This is a genomic window from Amycolatopsis sp. NPDC059021 (genome assembly GCF_042739895.1).
In the GTDB taxonomy this organism is placed as follows: Bacteria; Actinomycetota; Actinomycetes; order Mycobacteriales; family Pseudonocardiaceae; genus Amycolatopsis.
Genome location: NZ_JBHYIQ010000025.1, coordinates 25,999 through 49,952 on the forward strand (window position 1 = coordinate 25,999; position 23,954 = coordinate 49,952).

General features: G+C 69.2%; 25 protein-coding genes. 14 read left to right on the top strand and 11 right to left on the bottom strand.

The window, feature by feature from the left end; genetic code table 11:
* Positions 1-2: 2 nt before the first annotated feature.
* From ACFWX1_RS17175 to ACFWX1_RS17190, 4 genes are read left to right on the top strand one after another with little or no spacing between them, the layout of a single operon-like run.
* Positions 3-1,160 (top strand): acyl-CoA dehydrogenase family protein, encoded by a 1,158-nt coding sequence (locus ACFWX1_RS17175; protein ID WP_378388411.1) that lies wholly within the window; start codon positions 3-5, stop codon positions 1,158-1,160.
* A gap of 8 nt (positions 1,161-1,168) precedes the next feature.
* Entirely contained in the window at positions 1,169-2,002 is an 834-nt protein-coding gene (locus ACFWX1_RS17180) for an SDR family oxidoreductase (protein ID WP_378388303.1), read from the top strand.
* Entirely contained in the window at positions 2,002-2,688 is a 687-nt protein-coding gene (locus tag ACFWX1_RS17185) for a TetR/AcrR family transcriptional regulator (RefSeq protein WP_378326201.1), read from the top strand. Before ACFWX1_RS17180 ends, ACFWX1_RS17185 begins: the two co-directional genes overlap by 1 nt.
* A 25-nt stretch (positions 2,689-2,713) precedes the next feature.
* Positions 2,714-2,977, top strand: a complete 264-nt coding sequence (locus tag ACFWX1_RS17190) for a hypothetical protein (RefSeq protein WP_378388305.1) — start codon at positions 2,714-2,716, stop codon at positions 2,975-2,977.
* Positions 2,978-2,986: 9 nt separating this feature from the next.
* On the opposite strand, the gene ACFWX1_RS17195 is transcribed toward ACFWX1_RS17190, so the two are convergent.
* Positions 2,987-3,877: an alpha/beta fold hydrolase gene (locus ACFWX1_RS17195; protein ID WP_378388307.1), complete on the bottom strand. Its 891-nt coding sequence runs from the start codon at positions 3,875-3,877 to the stop codon at positions 2,987-2,989.
* Between the two features lie 71 nt (positions 3,878-3,948).
* Between ACFWX1_RS17195 and ACFWX1_RS17200 the strand changes: the two genes are divergently transcribed.
* From ACFWX1_RS17200 to ACFWX1_RS17220, 5 genes are all read left to right on the top strand, one after another.
* Entirely contained in the window at positions 3,949-4,479 is a 531-nt protein-coding gene (locus tag ACFWX1_RS17200) for a helix-turn-helix domain-containing protein (RefSeq protein WP_378388309.1), read from the top strand.
* 343 nt (positions 4,480-4,822) lie between these two features.
* On the top strand, positions 4,823-7,201 hold the full coding sequence (locus ACFWX1_RS17205) for a nitrate- and nitrite sensing domain-containing protein (RefSeq protein ID WP_378388311.1): 2,379 nt from the start codon (positions 4,823-4,825) through the stop codon (positions 7,199-7,201).
* 64 nt (positions 7,202-7,265) lie between these two features.
* Entirely contained in the window at positions 7,266-7,691 is a 426-nt protein-coding gene (locus ACFWX1_RS17210) for a roadblock/LC7 domain-containing protein (RefSeq protein ID WP_378326196.1), read from the top strand.
* Positions 7,688-8,059, top strand: coding sequence for a DUF742 domain-containing protein (locus tag ACFWX1_RS17215; RefSeq protein WP_378326194.1), 372 nt, complete (start codon positions 7,688-7,690; stop codon positions 8,057-8,059). Before ACFWX1_RS17210 ends, ACFWX1_RS17215 begins: the two co-directional genes overlap by 4 nt.
* A 16-nt stretch (positions 8,060-8,075) precedes the next feature.
* Positions 8,076-8,630 carry an ATP/GTP-binding protein gene (locus ACFWX1_RS17220; RefSeq protein ID WP_378388313.1) on the top strand — a complete coding sequence of 185 codons (555 nt, stop codon included), beginning with the start codon at positions 8,076-8,078 and terminating at the stop codon, positions 8,628-8,630.
* Between the two features lie 135 nt (positions 8,631-8,765).
* Here the strand turns inward: ACFWX1_RS17220 and ACFWX1_RS17225 are convergent, their stop codons facing one another.
* From ACFWX1_RS17225 to ACFWX1_RS17235, 3 genes are all read right to left on the bottom strand, one after another.
* Positions 8,766-10,136 carry a tryptophanase gene (locus ACFWX1_RS17225; RefSeq protein WP_378388315.1) on the bottom strand — a complete coding sequence of 457 codons (1,371 nt, stop codon included), beginning with the start codon at positions 10,134-10,136 and terminating at the stop codon, positions 8,766-8,768.
* A 47-nt stretch (positions 10,137-10,183) separates the two neighbouring features.
* Positions 10,184-11,266: a tryptophan dimethylallyltransferase family protein gene (locus ACFWX1_RS17230; protein ID WP_378388317.1), complete on the bottom strand. Its 1,083-nt coding sequence runs from the start codon at positions 11,264-11,266 to the stop codon at positions 10,184-10,186.
* Positions 11,267-11,666: 400 nt separating this feature from the next.
* On the bottom strand, positions 11,667-12,626 hold the full coding sequence (locus ACFWX1_RS17235; protein ID WP_378388319.1) for a chitinase: 960 nt from the start codon (positions 12,624-12,626) through the stop codon (positions 11,667-11,669).
* A gap of 259 nt (positions 12,627-12,885) precedes the next feature.
* On the opposite strand from ACFWX1_RS17235, the gene ACFWX1_RS17240 reads away from it, so the two are divergent.
* Positions 12,886-14,148, top strand: a complete 1,263-nt coding sequence (locus tag ACFWX1_RS17240) for a diguanylate cyclase (protein ID WP_378388321.1) — start codon at positions 12,886-12,888, stop codon at positions 14,146-14,148.
* Here ACFWX1_RS17240 and ACFWX1_RS17245 read toward each other — a convergent pair.
* The 4 genes from ACFWX1_RS17245 to ACFWX1_RS17260 form a co-directional block, all read right to left on the bottom strand.
* Positions 14,145-15,107: an isopenicillin N synthase family dioxygenase gene (locus ACFWX1_RS17245; RefSeq protein WP_378388323.1), complete on the bottom strand. Its 963-nt coding sequence runs from the start codon at positions 15,105-15,107 to the stop codon at positions 14,145-14,147. The genes ACFWX1_RS17240 and ACFWX1_RS17245 overlap by 4 nt on opposite strands.
* Positions 15,108-15,117: 10 nt before the next feature.
* Positions 15,118-15,591: a nucleoside deaminase gene (locus ACFWX1_RS17250; RefSeq protein ID WP_378388325.1), complete on the bottom strand. Its 474-nt coding sequence runs from the start codon at positions 15,589-15,591 to the stop codon at positions 15,118-15,120.
* Between the two features lie 109 nt (positions 15,592-15,700).
* Entirely contained in the window at positions 15,701-16,303 is a 603-nt protein-coding gene (locus ACFWX1_RS17255) for a hypothetical protein (protein WP_378388327.1), read from the bottom strand.
* 13 nt (positions 16,304-16,316) lie between these two features.
* A complete protein-coding gene (locus ACFWX1_RS17260) occupies positions 16,317-16,766 on the bottom strand; it encodes a hypothetical protein (RefSeq protein ID WP_378388329.1) in 450 nt (149 codons plus the stop codon).
* A gap of 563 nt (positions 16,767-17,329) precedes the next feature.
* On the opposite strand from ACFWX1_RS17260, the gene ACFWX1_RS17265 reads away from it, so the two are divergent.
* Positions 17,330-18,286: a helix-turn-helix transcriptional regulator gene (locus ACFWX1_RS17265; protein WP_378388331.1), complete on the top strand. Its 957-nt coding sequence runs from the start codon at positions 17,330-17,332 to the stop codon at positions 18,284-18,286.
* Here the strand turns inward: ACFWX1_RS17265 and ACFWX1_RS17270 are convergent.
* Positions 18,245-19,621 (bottom strand): MFS transporter, encoded by a 1,377-nt coding sequence (locus tag ACFWX1_RS17270; RefSeq protein WP_378388333.1) that lies wholly within the window; start codon positions 19,619-19,621, stop codon positions 18,245-18,247. The two genes, ACFWX1_RS17265 and ACFWX1_RS17270, sit on opposite strands and share 42 nt — an antisense overlap.
* A gap of 155 nt (positions 19,622-19,776) precedes the next feature.
* On the opposite strand from ACFWX1_RS17270, the gene ACFWX1_RS17275 reads away from it, so the two are divergent.
* From ACFWX1_RS17275 to ACFWX1_RS17285, 3 genes are read left to right on the top strand one after another with little or no spacing between them, the layout of a single operon-like run.
* Positions 19,777-19,941 carry a CopG family transcriptional regulator gene (locus tag ACFWX1_RS17275; protein ID WP_378326181.1) on the top strand — a complete coding sequence of 55 codons (165 nt, stop codon included), beginning with the start codon at positions 19,777-19,779 and terminating at the stop codon, positions 19,939-19,941.
* Positions 19,942-19,955: 14 nt separating this feature from the next.
* Positions 19,956-20,300: a VOC family protein gene (locus ACFWX1_RS17280; RefSeq protein ID WP_378388335.1), complete on the top strand. Its 345-nt coding sequence runs from the start codon at positions 19,956-19,958 to the stop codon at positions 20,298-20,300.
* A complete protein-coding gene (locus tag ACFWX1_RS17285) occupies positions 20,297-21,739 on the top strand; it encodes an MFS transporter (protein ID WP_378388337.1) in 1,443 nt (480 codons plus the stop codon). The genes ACFWX1_RS17280 and ACFWX1_RS17285 overlap by 4 nt, the downstream gene beginning before the upstream one ends.
* 58 nt (positions 21,740-21,797) lie before the next feature.
* On the opposite strand, the gene ACFWX1_RS17290 is transcribed toward ACFWX1_RS17285, so the two are convergent.
* Positions 21,798-22,412 carry a TetR/AcrR family transcriptional regulator gene (locus ACFWX1_RS17290; RefSeq protein ID WP_378388339.1) on the bottom strand — a complete coding sequence of 205 codons (615 nt, stop codon included), beginning with the start codon at positions 22,410-22,412 and terminating at the stop codon, positions 21,798-21,800.
* Positions 22,413-22,564: 152 nt separating this feature from the next.
* Entirely contained in the window at positions 22,565-23,803 is a 1,239-nt protein-coding gene (locus ACFWX1_RS17295; protein ID WP_378388341.1) for a glycosyltransferase 87 family protein, read from the bottom strand.
* Positions 23,804-23,954: the final 151 nt, after the last annotated feature.

The following is a 23,954-nucleotide window of genomic DNA, read 5'->3' on the forward strand; positions in this document are numbered from 1 at the left end:
CGATGAACTTCACCGAACCCGAGGAGCGGACGCAGCTCCGCAAGGCCGTCGCGGAACTCGGGAAGAAGTACGGCGGCGAGTACTACATGAAGCAGGCCCGCGCCGGCGCCAAGACCGACGAGCTGTGGCACGAGGCCGGGCGGCTCGGCTACCTCGGCGTCAACCTGCCCGAGGAGTACGGCGGCGGGGGTGCCGGTATCGCCGACCTCGCCGCGGTGCTGGAGGAACTGGCCGCCGCGGGCTGTCCGCTGCTGCTCATGGTGGTGTCCCCGGCCATCTGCGGCACGGTGATCTCCCGGTTCGGCACCGAGGACCAGAAGAAGACGTGGCTGCCCGGCATCGCCGACGGCAGCAAGCGGATGGTCTTCGCGATCACCGAACCGGACGCCGGGTCCAACTCGCACCGGATCACCACCACCGCCAAACGCGACGGCGACGGCTGGATCCTCAGTGGACGCAAGGTCTTCATCTCCGGTGTCGACGAGGCCGACGCCGTGCTCATCGTCGGGCGCACCGAGGACGCGAAGACCGGCAAGCTCAAGCCCGCGCTGTTCATCCTCCCCACGGACGCGCCCGGCTTCGAGTACACGAAGATCCCGATGGACATCGTGGCGCCGGAGAACCAGTTCTCGCTGTTCCTCGACGACGTCCACCTACCCGCCGAAGCACTGGTGGGCGAGGAGGACGCGGCGATCGCGCAGCTGTTCGCCGGGCTCAACCCGGAACGCATCATGGGCGCCTCGTTCTCCCTCGGCATCACGCGTTACGCGCTGGACAAAGCCGTGGGCTACGCCAACCAGCGACAGGTGTGGGGCGTCCCGATCGGTTCGCACCAGGGGCTCGCGCATCCCCTGGCCGAGATCAAGGTCGAGCTGGAGCTGGCGAAGCTGATGACGCAGAAGGCCGCGACGCTGTACGACTCCGGTGACGACTTCGGCGCGGGGGAGTCGGCGAACATGGCGAAGTACGCCGCCGCGGAGGCCGCGATCCATGCCGTGGACCAGGCCGTCCAGACCCACGGCGGCAACGGCCTGGCCACCGAGTACGGACTCGGCACGCTGCTGACGTCGGTGCGGCTGGGCCGGATCGCGCCGGTGAGCCGGGAGATGGTGCTCAACTTCGTCGGCCAGCACAGCCTCGGCCTGCCCAAGTCGTACTAGGAGTCACTTTGTCTACTTTGGACGGCAAGACCATCATCATGTCCGGCGGCAGCCGGGGCATCGGCGAGGCCATCGCGCTGCGGGCGGCCCGTGACGGCGCGAACGTCGCGCTGCTGGCGAAGACCGCCGAACCGCACCCGAAACTGCCCGGCACGATCCACACCGCGGCCAAGGCGATCGAGGAGGCGGGCGGGCACGCGCTGCCCATCGTCGGCGACGTCCGCGACGACGAGGGTGTGGCGGCGGCCGTCGCCAAGACCGTCGAGCAGTTCGGCGGGATCGACATCGTGGTGAACAACGCGAGCGCGATCGACCTGACCCCGACCGAGGCCGTCAGCATGAAGCGCTACGACCTCATGCAGGACATCAACGCCCGCGGCACGTTCCTGCTCTCGAAGCTCGCCATCCCGCACCTGCGTGCCGCGGAGAACCCGCACGTGCTCACGCTGTCGCCGCCGATCAGCCTCGACGAGAAGTGGTTCACCGCCGGGCATCTGGCCTACAGCATCGCGAAGTACTCGATGAGCCTGGTGACCGTGGGCCTGGCGGCGGAACTGAAGAAGGACGGGATCGCGGCCAACTCGCTGTGGCCGAGGACCACGATCGACACCGCCGCGATCCGCAACGTCGTCGGTGCCGAGCTGGCCTCGCGCAGCCGGACGCCGGAGATCATGGCCGACGCCGCGTACGTGGTCCTGACCAAACCGAGCCGCGAGGTCACCGGGAACTTCTTCATCGACGACGAGGTGCTCGCCGCCGAGGGCGTCACCGACTTCGCGAAGTACCGCATCGGCGGTTCCGAGGAGGACCTGCAGCTCGACTTCTGGGTCGAGCCGTCCTGATGCTGCGTGAACCCCAGCGGGAGACCCCGCGCGAACCCCAGCAGGAACGCAGCCGGACGACGCGGCGGCGGCTCGTCGAAGCCGCCGTCGACTGCCTGGCCGAGCGAGGCTGGAACGGCGTCACCGTCGGCGTGATCGCCGAACGGGCCGGGGTCTCCCGAGGCGCGGCACAGCACCATTTCCGCACCCGGGAGGACCTGGTCGCCGCCGCGGTGGAGATGCTGGGCGAGGCGCAGATCGACGAGCTGCGCGCGCAGGCCGCCGATGTGCCCGAAGGGGCATCGCGGTTCCAGCACGTCGTCGACATGGTGCTGAACATTTACACCGGAACGATGTTCCGCGCCGCGCTCCAGCTGTGGGTGGTGGCCTCGACCGACGCGTCGCTGCGCGCGACGCTGGTGCCGCTGGAGGCCAGGGTCGGGCGGGAAGCACACCGGGTGACCGTCGAACTCCTCGGCGTCGACGAGTCACGGCCCGGCGTCCGCGAACTGGTCCAGGCCACTCTCGACCTCGGACGCGGCCTCGGCCTGGCGAACCTGCTGACCGACGACACGCGCCGTCGTCGCCGCGTCGCTCGCGAATGGGCGCACACCCTGGAGGAAAAGCTGGCCGGAACCGGACCGGTCCCCGAAACGTCTGAAAAACTGGCTAACACCAATGGCCCAATGAGCGATAACTCTGGGTAAGTGCCACACGAGGAAGGTCAGTCCGGTGTCCGGATCTGGGGAAACAGTCGAGCTCACCCACCGCGCGCTAGCGATGTTGAAGGCGGTGGCAGCCGGACGGGCGACGATGTCGTGCAGCTGTGAACCGGACCTGTTCATCGACGGCTTCGCCTGCTGCGATCAGATGACCGCGCACGCGCTGGCCCATGCCGGGTACATCCGTCCCGCCACCGAGACCGCCACCGGCTGGGTGCCCGCCATGCTGACCGAGGCGGGCCAGGCCGCCATCGCGGTGAAGGTCGCCGCCTGAGCTTTCCCGTCACTGGCGTTCCCTGGCGGCGGCGAGGACGTCGAGGATCGCCCGTGTGACGTCGTCCGGCCGGTCGGTGTGCAGGGAACTGTGCCCGCCGCTGTCCAGGACGACGTGCTTGCCGGGAGCCGCGACTTCGCCGTAGAGACGCAGCTTGGCGTCGTTCTGCGCGGCGAGTTCCTCCTCCGACAGGAACAGCGCCTGGCCGGGGTCGATGCCGAGCGCGGTGACGACGACGAGGGGAACGCCGGGAACCGGCCCGCCGTCGCGTAGTTCCCCGGTGACGGCGAGGGCGGTCCGGTTCTCCTCCATGCCGCGCAGCAGCAGCGCGGGGTCGAGATGCCGGGCGACCGCCGGCTCGCGCAGCTCGTCCGGCCATTCCGCGAAAGCCCTGGCGAAGATGCCGCGGAAGTGCTCGACCAGTTCGGCGGTGAACTCCGGCATGGACTCGCTCGCCGGGGCCTGGGCGGACAGGCGCAGCGGCTCCGGCATGATCCGGTCCCAGTCCTCGTGCAGGGGTTCGAGGAGCACCAGCCCGGCGACGAGTTCCGGATGCCGCTGCGCGAACCGGCGGGCGTACGCGCCGCCGAGCGAGTGGCCGACCAGCACATACGGCGCCGGGATTGCCGCTGTGTCAAGGAGTTCGGCCAGTTCGTCGGCGACCTGGGCCGCGGTGCGCGGCCAGTTCCCCGCTTCGCTCCAGCCGGTGCCGCCGCGATCGTAGAGCACCGACGTCGTGTGCTCGGCGAGGCGCCGGTGCAGGTTCCAGTAGTCCAGGCCGGTGAGCCCGGCGCCGGGCAGGAACACCACGCCCGGCGTGCCTTCCCCGGCCCTGTCCAGCATCAGCTGCCTGCCGTGCACGCGGTAGTGCCTGCCGAGGGGCGGGTGCTGCGGCGACATGGGGTGTCCTCCCTCATTGGTCTCGATATTGAGAACAATAGCAGTTGTGAGACGATTACGAGGTGGACACCATGACGCTGCTCCTGCACCCGGTCCGGCTGCGCATCGTGCAGGCCGTCGCCGACGAGCAGGTCTTCACCACCGCGCAGCTCTGCGACCGGCTCCCCGACGTGTCCAGGGCGACCGTCTACCGGCAGCTCGCGCTGCTGGCCGAGGGCGGCCTGGTCGAAGTGGCGGGCGAGCAACGGATCCGCGGCGCCGTCGAGCGCAGCTACCGGCTCCGGCGCGGCCACGCGGTCATCCCCGCCGAGGACGCCGCCCGCATGACCGCCGACGAGCACCGGCGCGGGCTCGCCGCGGTCGTCGCGTCGCTGCTCGCCGAGTTCGACGTCTACCTCGGCCGCGAGGGCGCCGACCCGTTCGCCGACGGCGTCTCGTACAAGCAGTTCTCGCTCTGGCTCGACGAGGACGAACGCGCGAGCCTGACCGAAGAGGTCCGCGCGGCCATCGCGGCGAGGGCAGGCAATCGCCCGCGAAAGGGACGGACCCGGCACCTGCTCGCGCCGATCTTCTTCCCGGCGGAGCCGGGGCCGCCGTCCTGACCGCGGCGCGACCCGCCGGATGGCGGAGCAGTGATCTCGCCCTCACTCGTTCGGCCCAGTGGTCGCGGGAGATCTTTTCTGTTCAGCTCCGGTACCACGACAAACGCGGACGGCGGGCGGACAAGAACTGTCAGCTTCCCTTCCGCCGCAGGCCCAGGGCGAGAACCGGACCACCACGGCCGCGTGGATCATGATAAAAAACGGGCCCCGGATCCGTTCCGTGCCAAGGCGAAGGGTGAGGCGAGAAGTCGTGACCGCGGCAGCCCTCCTCCGCCCTCGTGCCCGGATTCCCGGTGGTGTACCGACTTTTCGCCTACCGCGACTCAGGAGTTCGTGAGCCCCCGTGCAGAGTAAAGATGAGTCCGGTAAGGCATACGACAAGTCGATCCGCAAGAGGCTTACGCGCACAGTTCTTATCCCCAGTGTCACCTTGCTGGTGCTGTGGACCGCGGTTTCGTCGTACTTTTTCATCAACGGCCTGTACGTGCGGCTGGTCGCGGTGTCCGTGCGCGAGGTGTCGATCCCCGCGGTCACCGCGTTGTCGTCGCTGCAACAGGAACGTCAGGCCGCCCTGCGCTACCTGGACAATCCCGCCGGCGGCCAGTCGCGGTTGCAGGCACAGCAGAAGAGCACCGACGAGAAGCTGGACGGGCTGCGCTCCGCATTGGACTCGGCGATCTCGACCGCGCCCGACGAGATCGCCACCAAGGTCACCGCGCTGAAGCGCCAGTTCGAGCAGTTGCCGGTGCTGCGCTCCCAGGTCGGTTTCCGCAGTATCGACCGCGCCCAGGTCAACGGCTACTACAACGGTGTGCTGGACACCGCGGCGAACCTGTTCGACACGCAGGCGCGTGTCGTGCCCGACGCCACGGCGGTGCAGGGCGCGATCTCCGCGACCTCGGTGTTCCGCGCCGGCGACCTGATGTCGCGCGAGACGTCGCTGGTGTCCTCGGCGTTCGCGGCGGGCACGTTCGCCCCCGACGACTTCCTCCAGTTCACCCAGCTGTCCGGCTTCTACCGCACCCAGCTGAGCCAGATCGCGCCGTTCCTCGAACCGGAAATGCGCGACCGGTACCAGGCGCTGATCGCGAGCGACGCCTGGAAACGGTTGGAGAACAACGAAAACCTCCTGGTCAAACACGGCCCGTGGGGACGCGGCGAGCAGAACACCGTGGCGGTCACCGAGTCCGATTGGGACAATGTGACCACGCAGGTTTCGCGCGCTCTCACGGATCTGACCATCGGACAGGCCGACAAGGTCTCCGCCGCGGCGATCGACGACGGGAACGCCCAGCTGCGCAACGCGATCATCGGCAGTGTGATCGCGCTGCTCGCCTCGCTCGCGGCGATCATCGTCGCGGTCCGGGTGTCCCGCTCGCTCGTCGACCGCGCGCTGATGACGCGCCTCGAACGCCTGCGCGCCGACTCGCTCGACCTCGCCCGCAACCGCCTGCCCGGCATCGTGGACCGGCTCAAGAACGGCGAACCCGTCGACCTGTCGGAGGAACTACCCCGGCTCGACCACGGCCGCGACGAGATCGGCCAGGTGGCCGAGGCGTTCAACGTCGCCCAGCTGACCGCCGTCAACGCGGCCGCGAGCGAGGCGAAGGCCCGCAGCGGTGTGCACAACGTGTTCCTCGGGATCGCGCACCGCAACCAGGTCCTCGTCCACCGGCAGCTGCAGATCCTCGACGAGATGGAGAGCCGGGAGGAGAACTCGACGCAGCTGGCTTCGCTGTTCCAGCTCGACCACCTCGCCGCCCGAGCCCGCCGCACCACCGAGAACCTGATCATCCTCGGCGGCAAGCAGCCCGGCCGCCGCTGGCGCAAACCGGTGTCCCTGATCGAGGTGCTGCGCGCCGCGGTGTCGGAAACCGAGCAGTACTCCCGGGTCCAGGTCGATCAGGTCGCGGACGTGGCGATCGTCGGATCGGCCGTCGCCGACACGATTCACCTGATCGCCGAGCTCGTCGACAACGCGACGTCGTTCTCCCCGCCCGGTTCCCCGGTCGAGGTGACCAGCCGGGAGGTCGCCCGCGGCGTCGTGGTCGACGTCTCCGACCAGGGGCTCGGGATGAAGGAAGGCATCCGCGAGTGGGCCAACGCGATGATGGCCGAGGCTCCCGAATTCGACGCGATGGCCCTGCGCGCGGACTCCAGTCTCGGGCTGTTCGTGGTGGCACGCCTGGCATCCCGGCTCGGTATCACCGTCACGTTCGACGTCTCGCGCTACGGCGGCACCCGCGCCACGGTCCTGGTCCCGACCCGGCACCTCGCCGGGGCACAACCGGAGGAACCGGACGGAGCGGAGCCGAGGAACGGAACGACCCAGGAGGACACCGTGGTCGTCGAGCCGGTGGGCGCCCCGAGTCCCACACCCCGGAAGCGGGAGCGCGAATCCCATTCGTTCACCGGCCAGATCCCGGTGGTGCGGGAGACCAAGCCGCGGCCCTACCCGGCCCACGCGCTGACCCCGCCCGATGCCCCTGTCGCCGAGGCGGACGACGTCGCCGCTCCGGCCGCCACGAGCGCGGAACCGGCCGACGACCGGCCCCGGCTGCCCCGGCGCGAACCGCAGCAGAACCTCGTCGCCCAGCTCCAGGACGATCCGGACGAGGGCAGCCTGTTCGACGGGGGCGGCGCCGCGGAGGCGACCGCGCGCACGCTGACCGCCTTCCACAAGGGAACCCGCAGGGGGCGCGCCGAGACCGACGACGGCTAGCCGTGCGGGCCCACCGGAAAGTCCACAGAGGAACGTCCACAGAGGAAAGTCAAGGTCTGTTCGCATGAACGAGTACGGGAACTCCAAACCCGATCTCAACTGGCTTCTCGACGACGTCGTCAGCCGTGTCGTCGGCGTGCAGAACGCCATCGTGCTGTCCGCCGACGGCCTGCTGATGGGCAAGTCGGCGGGGATGAGCAAGGACGACTCGGACCAGCTCTCGGCGATCGCGTCGAGCCTGCAGAGCCTGGCGAAGGGGGTGAGCAGGCAGTTCAACCGCGGTCAGGTACTGCAGAACATGATCGAGATGGAGCGCGGGTACTTCTTCGTCTCCGCCGCCGGGCAGGGCGCCTGCCTCGCCGTGCTCGCCGGGGAGAACACCGACGTCGAGATGATCGCCTACGAGATGAGCCGCCTGGTGAAACGGGTCGGCGACTATCTGACCATCGGCCCCCGTGAGGCGGCGACGGTGCTGCGGGAGGCCACGTGAGCGGCGAGATCAGCTGGTACGACGAGGCCGCCGGTCCGCTGGTGCGGCCCTACACCATCACCAGCGGCCGGACCCCGTCCGAGCAGGCGTGGCTCGATCTGTCCACCCAGGTGATGACGCTGAAGTCCGCGCAGGAGCCGGTGGGGCTGGGGCCCGAGCACACCGCGATCGTGCGGTTGTGCCGCGAACCGTTGTCGGTCGCCGAAATCGCGGTGTTCGTGAAGCTGCCGCTCGGCGTCGTCCGGGTGCTGTGCGGCGACCTGATCGAACGCGGGCTCGTCCTCACCCGTTCCCCGTCGCGGCAGCCGTTGCACGCGCCCGACCACGAGACTCTCCAGGCGGTGCTCGATGGCCTCATCAAGCTCTGAGGGCAAGGGGATGGACATGATCCCCGTGCCGGTCAAGATCATCGTCGCCGGCGGGTTCGGCGCGGGGAAGACCACGCTGGTCGGTTCGGTCAGCGAAATCCCTCCACTGTCCACAGAGGAGGTACTGACCGAAGCCAGCGACGGCGTCGACGATCTGTCCGGATTGGACCGCAAGACGACCACCACCGTCGCGCTCGACTTCGGCCGGATCACCATCTCGACGCGGCACGTGCTGTACCTGTTCGGCACCCCGGGCCAGGAACGCTTCTGGTTCATGTGGGACGACCTGGCGCGCGGCGCGATCGGGACCATCGTGCTCGTGGACACCCGGCGGCTGGAATCCAGCTTCGCCGCGATCGACTTCTTCGAACGCCGCAAGATCCCGTTCATCGTCGCGGTGAACTGCTTCGACGGCGCGCCGCGCTACACCGCCGACGAGGTCCGCGAGGCCCTCGTCATCCCGGACCGGGTGCCGATCGTGATGTGCGACGCGCGCGACCGCGACTCCAGCAAGATCGTGCTGATCCGCCTGGTGAAACACGCCATGGCCGCGTCGCCGGTACGCGCCTAGAACGTCGGTCCGCGCCCCTGGACGGACGACACGCGTACACAGAGGGACGACACGCGTACCTGAGTGGACGACACAGCTTTGAGGCCGTGTCGTCCGTCCGGGTACGCGAGTTCGCCATCCGGGTACGGGCGATCGTCAGGCGGGGGCCATGCGGAGGTTGAAGTGCCGCAGGGTTTTCGGGGCGTCGACGATGCGGTAGCCGGGGACCTGCTGCGGGTTTTTCGCGATGTCGGCGAGTACGTCGGCGACGTAGTCGTAGTGGGCTTGGGTGTAGACCCGGCGGGGGAGGGCGGCGCGGACGAGTTCGAACGGCGCGGGCGTGACGAGTTCGTTGTCGTCGTCCAGGGTGCCGAGGTAGAGCGAACCCAGTTCGACACACCGGATCCCGCCCTCCAGGTACAGCTCGCAGGCCAGCGAGTGCCCGGGGAACCGGTTCGCCGGGATGTGCGGGAGCAGCCGCCCGGCGTTGAGGTAGAGCGCGTGGATCCCGGCCGGGCGCACGATGTCCACGCCCGCGGCGGCGGCCTGCTCGGCGAGCCGCGCCGCGTCCGCCGCACGGGCGGCGAGGTAGTTCGGGTCGAGTACTTCGTGCACGCCCTTGGCGACGCGGTCGAGATCGTGCGCGCCGAGACCGCCGTAGGTCCGGAAACCCTCGGTGGCGATGAGGTTCGTTTCGCAGCGTTGCGCCAGTTCGCCGTCGTTCAGCCCGATGAACGCGCCCATCGGGGAGATGCCGTCCTTCTTCAGGCTGGCGACACAGCCGTCGACGAGGCCGAACGCCTTCTCGGCGACCTCGCGGGGTGTCCGGCCCTGGTAAGCGCTTTCTCGCTGGGTCACCAGCCAGGCGTTCTCGGCGAACCGCGCGGCGTCGAGGAAGATCGGCACGTTGTGCGCGCGGCACAGCCTGCTCGCCGCGGTGAGGTTGGCCATCGACACCGGCTGCCCGCCGCCGCCGTTGTTCGTGATGGTGATCAGCACCATGCCGATCCGGTGTTTTTCCGGACCGGTCAGGAACCGCTCCACGGCGTCGAGATCGATGTTGCCCTTGAACGGTTCGTCGCTGTCCAGATCGGCGAACTCCGCGCACGGCAGATCCCGCGCCTCGGCGCCCAGCAGCTCGACGTTCGCCCTCGTGGTGTCGAAATGCGTGTTGCTCAGCGAAATCTTGCCCGCCGCGAGCACGCTCGAGAACAGGATGCGCTCCGCGGCCCGGCCCTGGTGGACGGGCAGGATGTACGGGTAGCGCGTCAGTTCGCTCAGCGCGGCGCGAAAGCGGTGGAACGAGTCGGAACCGGCGTACGAGCGGTCCGCGGCGACCGCGGCGGCCTCCTGGGCGGTGGACACCGCGCCGGTGCCCGAGTCGGTCAGCAGATCGATGGTGACCATGTTCGCCGGCAGGTTGAACGCGTTGTAGCCGGCATCGGCGAGCGCGCGCTCCCGCTCCGCGCGGGTGGTGATCGGGATTTCGGCGACGACCTGGGCGCGATAGGGCGGGAAGGTGCGCAATTCTTTTCCTTAAGTAGCAGCAATGAACCGGCGATTTGTCAACGTTGTCATCTCAGTTCGCCGAGCAGGGTTCGCCGCCCTGGCGGCATGACTTGATAGGCCTCGGACGACAAATATATCGTGATTCCGGAACCGATGTCCCCCAACCGCAGTGAAACGTGTGCGATCAGACCAACACCGTGTCTTAGTGGCCTTTCGGTGACCGCCTCGATGGCTTTGTCCAGTATTGTTCCATCGAGGTCGTACTGCGCCATGATGGCCAGCACCCTGGCACGGGCCACTTCGTCGTCGGGAACGTAGCTTCGGATAGGGAGGTAAAGACTATAATTGCTGGGACGGCCTTCGTCTCCCTCGACGAAGGAGTAACTGGAAATGAGCGGGCGTCCCTCGAACGGTCCTTTTCCGCCGCCGAGCACGGCGCAGAACTCGCGGATGTGCAACGGATCGATGCCGGGCACAAGTTCGGCGGCGCGCTCGACGTCGGCGGACTCGGCGGCCTCGTGCGAGACGTAGACCTTGACCCGCGACAGCGGGCCGCCGTCGAGATCCAGCGCGAAGAAGGCGAAGTTGTCCAGCTCGCCGCGAGGTAGCGCGTGCTGGATGACCGGATCGAAGGCCGCGTCGATGCCCAGCCGCCGGAAACCCTCGTGGACCAGGGAATCGGCCATGGTGGGACCGCTGATCTGCGGATTGAGGTAGACCTTGATCTTGGGTTCGTGGCCGGGCCGGAAGATCAGCGAGTACCACATCGTGAACGGGCCCTGCCGCTCCTCGTGGGGGAGGAACAGGTCGGCGATCGCGTCCAGCCTGCGGGTGTCGAGCCGGTACGGTTCCGCGACGGTCTCGAGGAACTCGCCCGGTGCCGTGGCTCCGACACTTTCCCCGAGTACTCTTACCACGTATTCACCGGTCGCGTCGAATGCGAGGGAGAATTCGATCGGGGTGGTGTCGTCGGCGACATTCGAATTCCACTCCGGTGCCGTCGCGATGCTGTTCCCGCCGCCCGGCCCGAGCAGGCCTTCGAGCAGTTCCAGATGTCGCCGGTCTTTTCCGTCGAAACCGGCCACCCGGCAAAGCCGGTCGAGTTGTCCGCCGGTGTGTTCGTAGAGTGACAAATCCGTTCTCGACACACCCGCTCTGGCCATGGTAGTGCGCTCACCGCTCATTCGTGCTGTCGGCCCGGACCGCGCCGCCGTGATCCGGTGGCGCGGTTTCGAGGTCGTCACGAGATTAAACGGTGCATTCTCCGAAGCGCTACCCCCGGCATCGGGACGTCATGATCATCACGTGATTCCCCAGCGTGCGTTCGCGTCGTCAAGTTCACCTGAACATCATCTGGACAGAATGACGAACTGTCGCTAGTGGACCCGGCGGTGTGTTGTGGCCAGACCCCGTTGTGCACGGACGGTGTCCACTGTGGCTCGCGGTCTCCAGTGAAGATGTGATCAAGAACACGTCCGTGGAAGCCGTGCGGAGCCGTGCCCGACCTGCCGGGCGACACGTCGGAAACGGCCCCGCACGGCGGGTCTCTCAGCCGGTGTACCCGGCCACGATCTTGGTGAAGTCGTACTTGCCCTGGGAGATCCCGCTGCACTCGCCACCGCCGGAGCAGTCGCGGTTGGTGGCCCAGAAGGTGAACCGGGCCAGGTGGTGACCGGCCGCGTAGTCCCGGATCGCCTTGAAGTTCGCGACGGTGACGGTTTCCCCCGCGTTGTCGGTCTTGCCGTTCATCGAGGACAGTCCACTGTGCCGGTAGGCCACGTCGTCGTTCCAGCCGAACGTGGTCTTGAGCTGGTTCTTCAGTCCGTCGACCGCGCTCTTCGTGTGGGCGGCCATGTCTCCGCCGTTCGAGAAGTCGAAGGGCATGACCGACCAGACGTCGACGTTCGCGCCGATCGCCTTGGCCTGGTTGATGAGCCGCTTGCCCCAGGTGTTGGGCCCGGTGGTCTCGGTGCCGATGGTGATCACCACGCGCAGCCCGGGGTTCTTCTGCTTGGTGAGCTTGACGGCGTTGAGGATGCGGTCCTGCACCGCCGCGTTCTCGAACTCGTCGGTGTTCTCGATGTCGAGGTCGATGGCCTTGAGCTGGTAGGCGTCGATCACCTTCTGGTACGCGCCGGCGAGCGCGCTCGCCGAGGTGCACTTGGCGCCGAGCTTCGTGCCGGACCAGCCGCCGAAGGAGGGGATGACGTCCCCGCCCGCGGACCGGATCTGGTTGATCATCGTGGCGTCCGAGCCGGTCAGCGCGCGGGTGCCGTCCCATTTGGGGGTGCAGCCGCCGTCCGACAGCATGAACGCGAGAGTAAACGCTTTCACGTCGGTCGCGGACATGGCCGCGGAGGCGCTCGTCTGACCGCCCCACTGGTAGAGGTACGGCGAGGCGAGCACGGGATCCGGGGCCGCGCTCGCGGCCGGGGCGAGGCCGACCGCGGTGACGGCTGCCGCACCGGCGGCGGCCGCGAGGGTGGCCAGGCGACGCAGGGTTTTCATAGGCCCTCCAACGAGTTCACGCACCTCGACGGGCGTGCTGGGGTGGAGCGCCTCCGGTGCGTGATGCGGCGTTATCAGCAGGAGGTCACTGTGTGCTCACACACCGTGGACTAGACCAATGTGCTTGTCAACGCTCCCGATCAGAGGGAAACCGCGCACTCGACGTGCCCGCCCGACTGCGGCGAGTGGTGGCGTGACCAGGACAGATGCCCCTGAAGGCGGAGTGACAGCACCCGGGGCAACCGGCTACTTTGCCGTGATGGTGGGGGAATCCGCGATGGCAGCCGGGGACGGGCGCCGTCGCGGCCGGGGCCCGCTGATCGCCGGGGCCGCGGATTGGGCGCTGTGGCGGCTGCCGCGCCGCGGGCTGGTCTGGTATCTCCTCGTCGTCGATGTCGTGGCCGTCGCGGGCACCGCGCTCGCCGCCGTCCGGTTCCCGCCCTCGCGGCCGGTGCTGCTGCCGTTCGTCGTGCTCCTCGCCGGGCTGCTGGTCTGCGCGGAGCTGTGCCGGACGGTCGAGCGGGCCCGGGCGGACGTGCTCGACCCCGGCATCGACATTCCGTGGATTTTCGCCGGTGTGCTGATCCTGCCGCCCGGGGCCGCCGCCGGGCTGGTCGTGGTCTCGGGCGCGTATCGCTGGCTCCGGGTACGCCGCCGTGCGCCGCACCGGCAGGTTTTCGGTGTGGCGGCGACGGTCTGCGCGGCGGTGCTCGCGTCCGTGTTCCTTGGTTTCACCGTGGGCGATCCGCTGTACGGGATCGGCGCCGATTCCCGCGTCGCCGGGCTGATTTTCGTGTCGGGCCTGGTGTTCTTCCTGGTCAACGCCGGTCTGGTGCGCCTGCTCGGCGCCCCGGCGTCGTCCGGGTACGTCTTCGACGCTGCAATGGTCGCGCTGGGCGTCGTCCTCGCCGTGCTGCTGGCGGGCGCGCCGCTCGTGGTACCGCTGCTCGCCGGCGCCGTCGTGGTCCTGCATCGCGGTTCGCTGACCCGGGCGCGCCGGGAGGTCACGCTCGACTCGCTCACCGCGGTGCTCACGGCCGAGTCCTGGCGGGAGGCGGCGAAGGCGGAGGCCGCACGGCTGCGGCGGGGCCCCGGCGCGGCCGCGCTGCTGCTGGATCTCGACCGCTTCGGCCAGCTCAACGACTGGCACGGCCGCGGGGTCGGTGACGCCGTGCTGCGCGCGGTCGCCGACGCGTTACGCGCCGAGGTCCGTTCGGCCGATCTCGTCGGACGCTCGGGCGGCGGGGAGTTCGCCGTCCTGCTGCCTGCCACCGGCCGATTCGACGCGCTGGCCATCGCGGAACGGTTGCGGCTGCGGGTGGCGGCCACCGCCGTTTCGCTCAAGTCGGCCGGCGACGCGCCGCAGTTCGCCGGGACGACCGTGTCGATCGGCGTCGCCGCACTTCCCGGTGACGGGGACACTCTCGACGACGTCCTCGCGGCGGCGCGGGGCGCGCTGGACCGCGCGAAGCGATCCGGGCGGAATCGGACGGTGTGTGCCGAGACCGGGCCGGCGTCCTAGGTGACCGTGATGGCGTCGAGTTTCTCGCGGAGGTACTCGGCGGCGATGACGTCCGGATACGCGGTGTGGCCGATCGGCGGGCCCAGCGAGGTGATGCGGGCGTCGTGATCGGTCTCGTAGAAGAAGATCAGCGACACGAGGTCCTCGTCGGGAGCGTTCGCGTCGGGCGGGAGGACGCGGTGGCGGGTGGAGCGCCAGCGGCCGCCGGTCCAGCGGGCCATCAGGTCGCCGATGTTGACGGTGAACGCCGCCGGGTCGAACGGCGCGTCCTCCCAGCGCCCATCGGACGTGTAGACCTGCAGCCCGCCGAGCCCGGCCTGGCGGTCGAGCACGGTCACGGTGCCGAAGTCGGTGTGCGGCCCGATGCGGAACTGGTCCGGCGCGGGTGTTCCGACGTGGGTCATCGGCGGGTACCAGTTGATGTTGAAGGTGTACGTGGGATGGCCCGTGTGCCGGGTGAAGTGGTCCGCCTCCAGTGAAAGCGCGACGGCGAACGCCGTCAGCAGCTCGTCCGATAGGGCCCGCATCCGCGCCATGTACTCGTTCGCGGCGGCCTCGAGTTCCGGGATCTCGGCAGGCCAGACGTTGCGCTGGAACCAGAAACCGTCGACGTCCGGGTCTCCGACGCCGGTGTCGGCACCGGACGAGTAGGACTCCTTGAGATCCGGCGGTGTCTCGGTGCCTTCGGCGTAGCCGTTCGCTTCGGCGCCCGGCGGCAGCCAGCCACGACCGCCGACGGTGACGGCGTACCGCTGCTTGACGTCCTCGGGCAGCGCGAAGAACCGGCGTGCCAGTTCCCGTGTCCTGGTCCGGAGTTCCCCGGGGACGCCGTGACCGGTGACGAGCAGGAACCCCGAATCCCGCAGCGCGCGGTCGAGTTCGGCGGCGACCGCGGCGCGGCCCGCCGGGGTGCCCTCGAACCAGGGGGAGAGGTCGACGAGCGGGACGGACGACGGCATGGCGGCCCCCTCAGTGACTGTCCGAAATGGATTCTTCGACGCCGATGTCCTCGAACCACAGCTCCGGGTGCTCGGCGATGAACGCGGTCATCAGCGCGACGCACCCGGCGTCGTCGAGCACGGTGATCCCGACACCGTTTTCGGCGAGCCAGTCGTGCCCGCCGTGGAACGTCGTGGCCTCGCCGATGACGACCTGGCCGATGCCGAACTGCCGGACCAGCCCGCTGCAGTACCAGCACGGCGACAGCGTCGTGACCATGATCGTGTCGCGGTAGTGCGGGCGGCGCCCGGCGGCGCGGAACGCCGCGGTCTCGGCGTGCATCGAGGGGTCGCCGTCCTGGACGCGCCGGTTGTGCCCGCGGCCGAGCAGTTCGCCGCCGGTGGTGAACAGGGCGGCGCCGATCGGCACCCCGCCCTCGGACTTGCCCAGCAGGGCTTCCTCACGGGCGACGGCGAGCAGCGGTGCGGGGTCGAATTCCTGCATGTGCCCACTCTCCGGTGCCGGGGAGCCGCTGGCAAGCCGGTGGTGACCTCCCTGCGCCAAGGGGCACGCCCGGCCGAGGCGGGCGTGCCCCTGGTGAGGGAACGCCGGGTCAGCAGTTGGCGTTCGTGGACTCGGCGCGGGTGTCCCACGCCGGGTTGCTGTCCGGTCCGTCGATCTCGACGTTGTTGACGTACCAGTAGTAGTGGCCGTAGTAAGGGCTGCCGAAGTGCAGTTCGTAGGTGCCGCGGACCTTGGTGCGCATCGGCGCGGCGTAGATGTTCACCGCCTGGCGCGGGCCGACGTCCTGCCGGATCTCGTCGGCCTTCGTGCTCGACCAGGTCCATTCGTGGCCGTACGAAGCCTTGAAACCGAGTTCGAAACTCTTCCCGATCTTGACGTTGGCGCTGATCTCGACACCGATACTGTTCGTCGTGCTCTGGGAGGACTCCCAGCGGATGACCCGCGTCGAATTGCTCCCGGAGCAGTTCGTCGCCCCACCGGCGAGCTGGTACTGACCGCGGTACACCTGCGGGGAGCCGGACGGGTGGAAGTCGCACACGTCGGTGCGGCCCTGGTTGCACTGGTCGAGCAGCTGCCGGACGGTCGGTTCGTCCTGAGTGGACGCCGCCGCGATACCCGGGGCCGCCGCCGTGGCCGCGACGGCGGCGAGGCTCGCCGCGAGGATTCCCGCTTTTCTGGTGGTATTGCGCATTTCTCTCCTCGTCTCAGCTGAGGCCGACGGTGACGGCCTGGTTGTCGATCTGGCTTCCCACGTCCGGGACGTTCCCGGTGTACGGGCCCTCGCGGGAGTTGTCCTCGCGGTAGAGCCAGACCCAGCAGTTCGCCCAGGACTGCACCGAGGAGATCCGCTTGCGCCAGAACCCTTGCAGGTCGAGCCACCAGTCGACCTTGTCGTCCTTGACGCACGGTTTCGGGACGGTGATGGTCAGCGAAGCGCCGCCGTAACTCGGCTGATCGAACACGGTCGCGCCGATGACGTCACCGGAAACGCTCGCCAGTTGTCTGCCGTGGACGGTGGCTTCGGAGACGCTCCGGTAACAGCTGAGATTCTTCGAACCGGCCGAGTAGACGCAGTGTTGCGCCGCGGGCGCGGGGGAAGCGGCCGGGGTCAGCGTCATGGCGAGAACGGCCGCGGAGCCGGCCAGCACCGCCATTCGCTTTCTTCCGGTTTTTCCCGGGGAAATCCTCATCGCGGGCAGGCTCCTTTCCACGAGGCGGATACCTCGTGACCTGGGTCGATCACCGTGACGGCGCCGACTCTAGGGAGAAAATCCGTCGCGGTCCAGACTGGGATTAAGAGATTTTCCGACACGGGAAAACGGTGCGTATGAACAGTCGCTCATGACAAAAGGGGACAGTTCGGTGAGCGGTTCCCCGATCGTGGTGGGTAACAATGCCGTGGTGCCGGTGATGTCCGCCGGAAAGGGGCGGTTTCCTGGGCGTGTCCGGTGCCGTGTGTTCCGGGCGAGAAGTAAGGACGTTCGAGGGGGTGGGAAGGTTGCCTGCTTCCCGGTCCTCAAAAGAGGGGGCTTGACATGGTCCCAGTGCCGTGATTCCCGATGAGTGGTGATAGAACGCGAAAGTATGTCGGAGAAGTGTTACGTCCTGAACGACGCGTAGAGGGCACTCAATGTCCCTTACGCGTCGTTCGCGACATTAAAACCGCGCAGTGAGTGTCTCGACGGGACTCGGTGTGCCGTGCTGTCAGACTGCGGGGATGTACACGACCTCGGAGCGGCTGCTGCGGCTGCTGTCCCTCTTGCAGGCGAAGCGGGACTGGCCGGGCCCGGAGCTGGCGGACCGGCTCGGTGTCGACGTCCGCACCGTCCGCCGGGACGTCGAGCGGCTGCGGAATCTCGGCTATCCGGTGCACGCCACGTCCGGCGTCGCGGGCGGGTACCGGCTCGGCGCGGGTGCCGCGCTGCCGCCGCTGCTGCTGGACGACGACGAGGCGGTGGCGGTCGCGGTGGGCCTGCGCACGGCCGCGAACGGCACGGTGTCCGGGATCGAGGAGTCGTCGGTGCGTGCCCTGGCCAAGCTGGAACAGGTGCTCCCGGCGCGGCTGCGGCACCGGGTGAGCGGGCTGCGCGCGGCCACGGTGGCACTGGGCGGGGGAGGGCCGGTGATCGACGCCGAGGTGCTGACGACTGTCGCCACCGCGTGCCGCGATCACCAGCGGCTGCGGTTCGGCTACCGCGACCGCGACGGCGTGGTCACCGAACGGGAGGTGGAACCCCTGCGGCTCGTGCACACCGGGCGGCGCTGGTACCTCGTGGCGTTCGACCTCGGCCGGGACGGCTGGCGGACGTTCCGGGCCGACCGCGTCGACGGCGTCGGAGTGCCGGGGTTCCGGTTCACCCCGCGCGAACCACCCGCCGACGACCTCGCCGCGTACGTGACGCGGGCGATCAGCTCGGCGCCCTATCCGCATCAGCTCGTGCTGCGGGTGGCCGCGCCGGCGGCCGTGGTCGCCGAGCGCGTCGGGCCCGAGGCGGGGACCATCGAGGCGATCGACGAGGGCAGCTGCCGGGTGCGGACCGGGGCGCAGGGACTGGATCCCGTGCCGTTCCACCTGGCCCACTGGGATTTCGACTTCGTCGTGGAGGAGGCCCCGCCCGAACTCGTCGAGCGGCTACGGCTGGTCGCCGACCGCTTCGCGCGAGCGGTCCGCTGACGGGATCTCCGGTTCGTTCGTGGCCTGCTCCGGAACCGCGGCGCCGGCGCGGGCCCGGCGGGCGAGGACCGCGATCGAGGCGAGCGAGATGACCGACAACACGATGATGTAGCCCGACACCGACATCGACGTCCCGGTGGATTCGAGCAGCAGCACCATGATGAACGGCGCGAGCCCGCCGCCGGCGACCGCGCTGATCTGGTAGCCGAGCGACGCGCCGGTGTAACGCATCTTCGCCGTGAACAGCTCCGCGAACAAAGCCGCCTGCGGCCCGTACATGATGCTCAGGAACAGGCTGCCAACGAAGCTGGCCACCACGAACCACAGCAACGACTTCGTGTCGATGAGCAGGAACATCGGGATGGCCCACACCAGCAGCCCGGCCGCGCCGAAGGCGTAGATCCGGATCCGGCCGATCCGGTCGGAGAGCCCCGCGGCGAACGGGATCACGGCCAGCTGGGTGGTGCTGATGATCAGCGTCGCGGTGAGCACGGTGGTGCGGGACATGCCGAGATCGCGGGTCGCGTAGTCGAGTGTGCCGGTGAGCAGGATGTAGAACGTCGCGGTGTTGACGGCGAAGGAGCCACCGGCGAGCAGCACGGTGCCGAGGTGGTGGCGCAGGATGTCGCGCAGTGGCGAGGACGCGCGCTGCCGCGCGGCCAGTTTCGCTTCCGCCGCACGGTATTCCGGGGTCTCCTCGACGCGGGCGTGGATGTACCAGGCCAGCACGAGCACGAGGACACCGGCCAGGAACGGCAGCCGCCACGCCCAGGACAGGAAGTCGGCGGGCGGCGCGACGCGCGAGGCGATGAGGAACACGGAGTTCGCGAGCACCACGCCGATCGGCACGCCGAGCTGGACGAGGCTGCCGTAGAGCCCGCGTTTGCCGGGCGGCGCGTATTCGGTGGCCAGCAGCATCGCGCCGCCCCACTGCGCGCCGACCGCGATGCCCTGGACCAGCCGCAGCAGCACGAGGATCAGCGGCGCGGCGAGGCCGATCGAGGCGTACGCCGGCAGCAGGCCGATACCGGTCGTGGCCAGGCCCATCACCGCGATGGCCAGCACCAGCACGGGTTTGCGGCCGCGCCGGTCGCCGAGCGTGCCGGCGATGATCCCGCCGATCGGCCGGGCGAGGAAGCCGACCGCGAAGGTCGCGAACGAGGCGAGCACACCGGCCGCCGGGTTCGCGGCGGGGAAGAAGGTCTTCCCGAACACGAGTGCGGCGGCGATACCGAAGACGAAGTAGTCGTACCACTCGACCGAAGCGGCGAGTGAGGCCGCGGTCGCGGCGCGTCGGCGTTGCTTGATCGACAGGGTGGCGGCGGGGTCCGTCATGTTCGCGCCCTTCGTCCGAAGCAGGAACTCCGTGGTCCGGGCAAAGTAAGCAACCGCTCGGTATGTGGTCAACGTCTCATCGCGCTTTCTCGATACCGAATGGAGGTCGCGCCACCCTGATGGCGGCGAGCAAGCTAAATTGCTAGCATGCTTGCATGGGTGCCGAAGTGAAGCAGTTCAACGTCTATCTGCCCGTGGACCTGATCAGGCAGGTGAAGCACTTCGCGATCGATCACGAGATGTCGCTCTCGGCGCTCGTCACCGAGGCGCTGCGCGCTCACCTCGCCGCCCATGGGCAGCAAGACGAAGACCGTTCGTGAAAGAGGAGAAGGACATGACGACCAAGGGCGTCGAAGGTGTCTACCTGCACACCCGCAACTGGGGGAAGACGGCCAAGTTCCTGGAGGCGCTGGGCTACAAGATCGAGTTCGCCACCGACCACGGGTCCGGGACGCTCCGGCACGAGGAGGGGCCGTACTTCGTCGTCGCCGAGGTCCCGGAGGACCAGGAGCCCGAGGCTCAGCTGGTGCTGCGGGTCGAGGACGCCGACGCGTTCCGTCCCGACCCGATCGTCGAGGTGGTCACCCCGTTCGAGGAAACGCACTGGGGGACCCGGCAGATGGTCGTGCGGGATCCGGACGGCCGCCGGTGGAGCATCGAAGCGCCGCTCAAGAAATGAGCACGGCACTGGGGGACGCCATGCCGCGGCGCGGGCTCGGCATGGTCGTGGTGATGGTCGGGGTGCTCATCGCGGGGGTCGACGGCACGATCGTCGTCCTCGCGCTGCCCGCGATCCAGGGCGGTCTCGGCGTTTCGCTGGCCTCGGTCACCTGGGTGGTCGTCAGCTATCTGCTGGTGGTCACGGTGCTCGCCACCCAGCTGGGCAGGCTCGGCGACATGTTCGGCCGGGTGCGGATGTACGAGGCCGGGTTCGCGATCCTGGTGCTCGGCTCGGTGCTGTGCGCGCTGTCCTGGGACGCGGCGAGCATGATCGTTTCCCGGGTGGTCCAGGGGATCGGTGCCGCGCTGATCGCGGCCAACAGCGGCGCGGTCATCGCCGAGCTCTACCCGCCGTCCGAACGTGGCCGCGCCTACGGGTTCAACGCCGTCGGCTTCTCACTGGGTTCGGTGATCGGCGTGCTGCTCGGCGGCGTCATCGTCACCTACGTGTCGTGGCGCTGGATCTTCTGGATCAACGTGCCGATCGGCGTCGTCGCGCTGGTGCTGGCGTTCCGTGTGCTGCGGGACCGGGGCGAGCGGCGGCGCCGCAGGTTCGACCCGCTGGGCGGGATCACCTTGGGGGCCGGCCTTTTCGGGGTCTTGTGGGCGATGACCGGGCTCGCCACCGGGCCGCTGGACGCGACGATGATCGCGTGCCTGGCGGGCGGCGTCGTGCTCCTGGTGGCGTTCGTGTTCATCGAACTGCGGCAGAAGGACCCGACACTGGACCTGTCGCTGTTCCGGATTCCCGCGATGGCGCCTTCGCTGCTGGCCGCGTTGTTCCAGGGACTCGGCAGCTTCGCGGTGCTGTTCCTCGTGATCATGTACCTGCAGGGGCCGCGCGGCCTCGACCCGATCGACGCGTCCCTGCTGCTGGTGCCGGGGTACCTGCTCGGCGCGGCGGCGGGGCCGTATGCCGGGCGGCTGGCCGACCGGCTCGGCCCGGTGATCCCGGCGACCGCCGGGCTGGGCATCTCCGTCGTCGCGCTGGTGATCTTCGCCCGGATGACCACGACCAGCAGCCTGTGGCTCACCGCGATCGGCAACGTGGTGATCATGATCGGGGGCAGTTTCTTCTATCCCGCCAACAGTTCCGCGGTGATGACGGCCTCCCCGCCGGAGTGGCTGGGGATCGCCTCCGGGGTGCTCCGGACGTTCTCCAGCGTCGGGATGGTCTTCTCGTTCACCACCGCGATCGTGGTCGCCTCGTACGCCATCCCGCGTGATCTGGCGTTCGCCATCTTCGTCGGCACCACCACCCTGCACGGCGAGCTCGCCACGGCCTTCACCGAAGGGCTCAGCGCGGCGTTCTACGCGATGATGGGCATCATGGCGCTCGCCGCCGTGTGCTCCGCCGTCCGCGGCCGGGCCGGCGCGCCGAGGGAGCCGGTCCGTTAGTTAGCGACCGCTTGGTATGTGGTGGGGGTCTCCTGTCCGGGGCCGGGTATGACCCCGGTCAGGGGACCTTGGCGCCGAGCATGCGGAGGACGAGTTCCCCGTACTCCTCGCCGAGCGCCTTCGGGGTCTTGCGGGAGCGCTCGGTGTACCAGCGGGCGACGTCGACGCCGAGGGACAGCACGGCCCTGGCCGCGGTGCGCGGGTCGCCGACGGTGAAGACGCCCGCCTCGGTGCCCTCGGTGATCACGTCGCGGACGATGCGCTCGATCTTGCGCCGCAGGTCGGCGACCACTTCGAACTCCTCGTCCGGCAGGGCGTGCAGCTCGTACTGCACGACGCGGGCGACCGTGTGCCGCCGCGCGTGCCAGGCCACGAAGTCCTCCACGATCCGGCGGATCCGCTCCACCGGGTCGGCGACCTTGGCGACGACGCTCTGCACGACCGACAGCGTCTGCTCGTGGCCGCTGCGGCTGATCGCGAACAGCAGTGCCGCCTTCGACGGGAAGTGCACGTACAGCGCCGCGGGGCTCATCCCGGCGGCGCTCGCGATGTCCCGGGTGGTGGTGGCGTGGTACCCGCGCTGGGCGAAGGACTCGACACCGGCCAGCATCAGCCGTCGCGCCGTCTCCGGCTGCACGTCCGGCCACAGTTCGGCCGACAGGGACATGGTCATCCGCAGATCCTTCCAGATCCAGCACGTCGACGGGCGAGCTTGCCGGTCAGCCGCACGCCCCTCCAGTGTAGGACGACCGGTAAGCGACCGCTTAACTGCTCATGCGAACACGTGCTTTCCCCAGTGGAACCGAGGTGGTGTCGCGAGCACCGTCAGCCCGGAGCAGGCTCCTGGGAGCGGCTGGGCGCGACGCACTGCCAAGCGAGGAATCCCATGGCCAGCAGCAGGTAGCTGTTGCCGGCCACGTGCTCCAGCGGCTGCCACGAAAGCTCGCGGAGCTGGGTGGCGGGCAGGAACGAATGCGGCGCGACGGCGAAGACCACGAGGACGGCCACCAGACCGGCCACCGCGCGACGGCTCCGGACGCGAGCGCCGAGCACGACGGCGGCGGGGACGATCCACACCCAGTGGTGCGACCACGAGATCGGCGAGCACACCAGCACCGCGGCCGCGTTGAGCAGCAGCGCCATCGGGGCGTCGGCGCGGTGCATGGCACCGGCGGCGAGCACCAGGGCGGTCAAGGTCGCGACGACGATCGCGATGAGCGCCGGGGCAGGCGACAGCCCGAGCCGGTGGACGGCACCCTGGATGGTCTGGTTGGTGGCGTAGACCGACCCGCTCAACCCCGAAGCCGTGGTCAGCTGCCCGCCGAACCAGTACTCCGACGAAGCCCGCGGCGCCACCGCGAACGCGGCCAGCCCGGCGGCGAGGAACGTCACGACGGCGGTCCCCGCGGCGCGGAAGTCGCGCTTCAGCAGGAAGAACAGGACGAAACCGGCCGGGGTGATCTTCACCGCCGCGGCCAGCCCCAGCATCAGGCCACGCGGCCAGCGGGTCTTCGGGGCCAGGCAGTCGATCGCCACCAGCGCCATGAGCACGAGGTTCACCTGGCCGAACCACAGCGTGTTCCGGACCGGTTCGAAGGCCGGGGCCACCGTCGCGGTCAGGACCGCGGCGACCACGGCGGTGCGGCGTGAGGTGCGCGGCCGCACCACGACGTAGACCACCGCGCCCAGCGCCGCCAGCGAGATCCCGAGCATCAGCACGGCGGCCACCGGAATGGGCGGCACCAGGAACACCAGGAACAGCACCGCGGCGAACGGCGGGTAGATGAACGGCAGCTGCAGGCCGCCCCTGGTCGGGGGGAGCGGGCCGTAGACGTCACGCCCCTGGACGAGGGCCTGCGCGCCGAATCGGTAGACCTCCAGGTCCACCGGCCACAGTGTGCAGACGATGGCGATGTTCCCCGCTGCCACCACGGACGCGGCCACGATCAGCGTCACCACCGCCCACCGGCGAGTGCCGAGCTCTTCGAGCCGTCGCCGCAGTGCCCCGCCGAGCGTCGCCGGATCGCCGCGGCCACGGAACGGAACCACCACGTCACTGTCCATTGTGCTCACTCCGTCTGTCGTAAGAGGACCGAAACGGCGTGGGGGGGGGCCCCCCCCCCCGGGGGGGGGGCGGGGGGGGGGGGGGGGGGTGGTGGAGAGGGTGAGGGCCGCGGGCGCGCGGCGGGGGGGTGGAGGGGGCAATGAAAAAAAA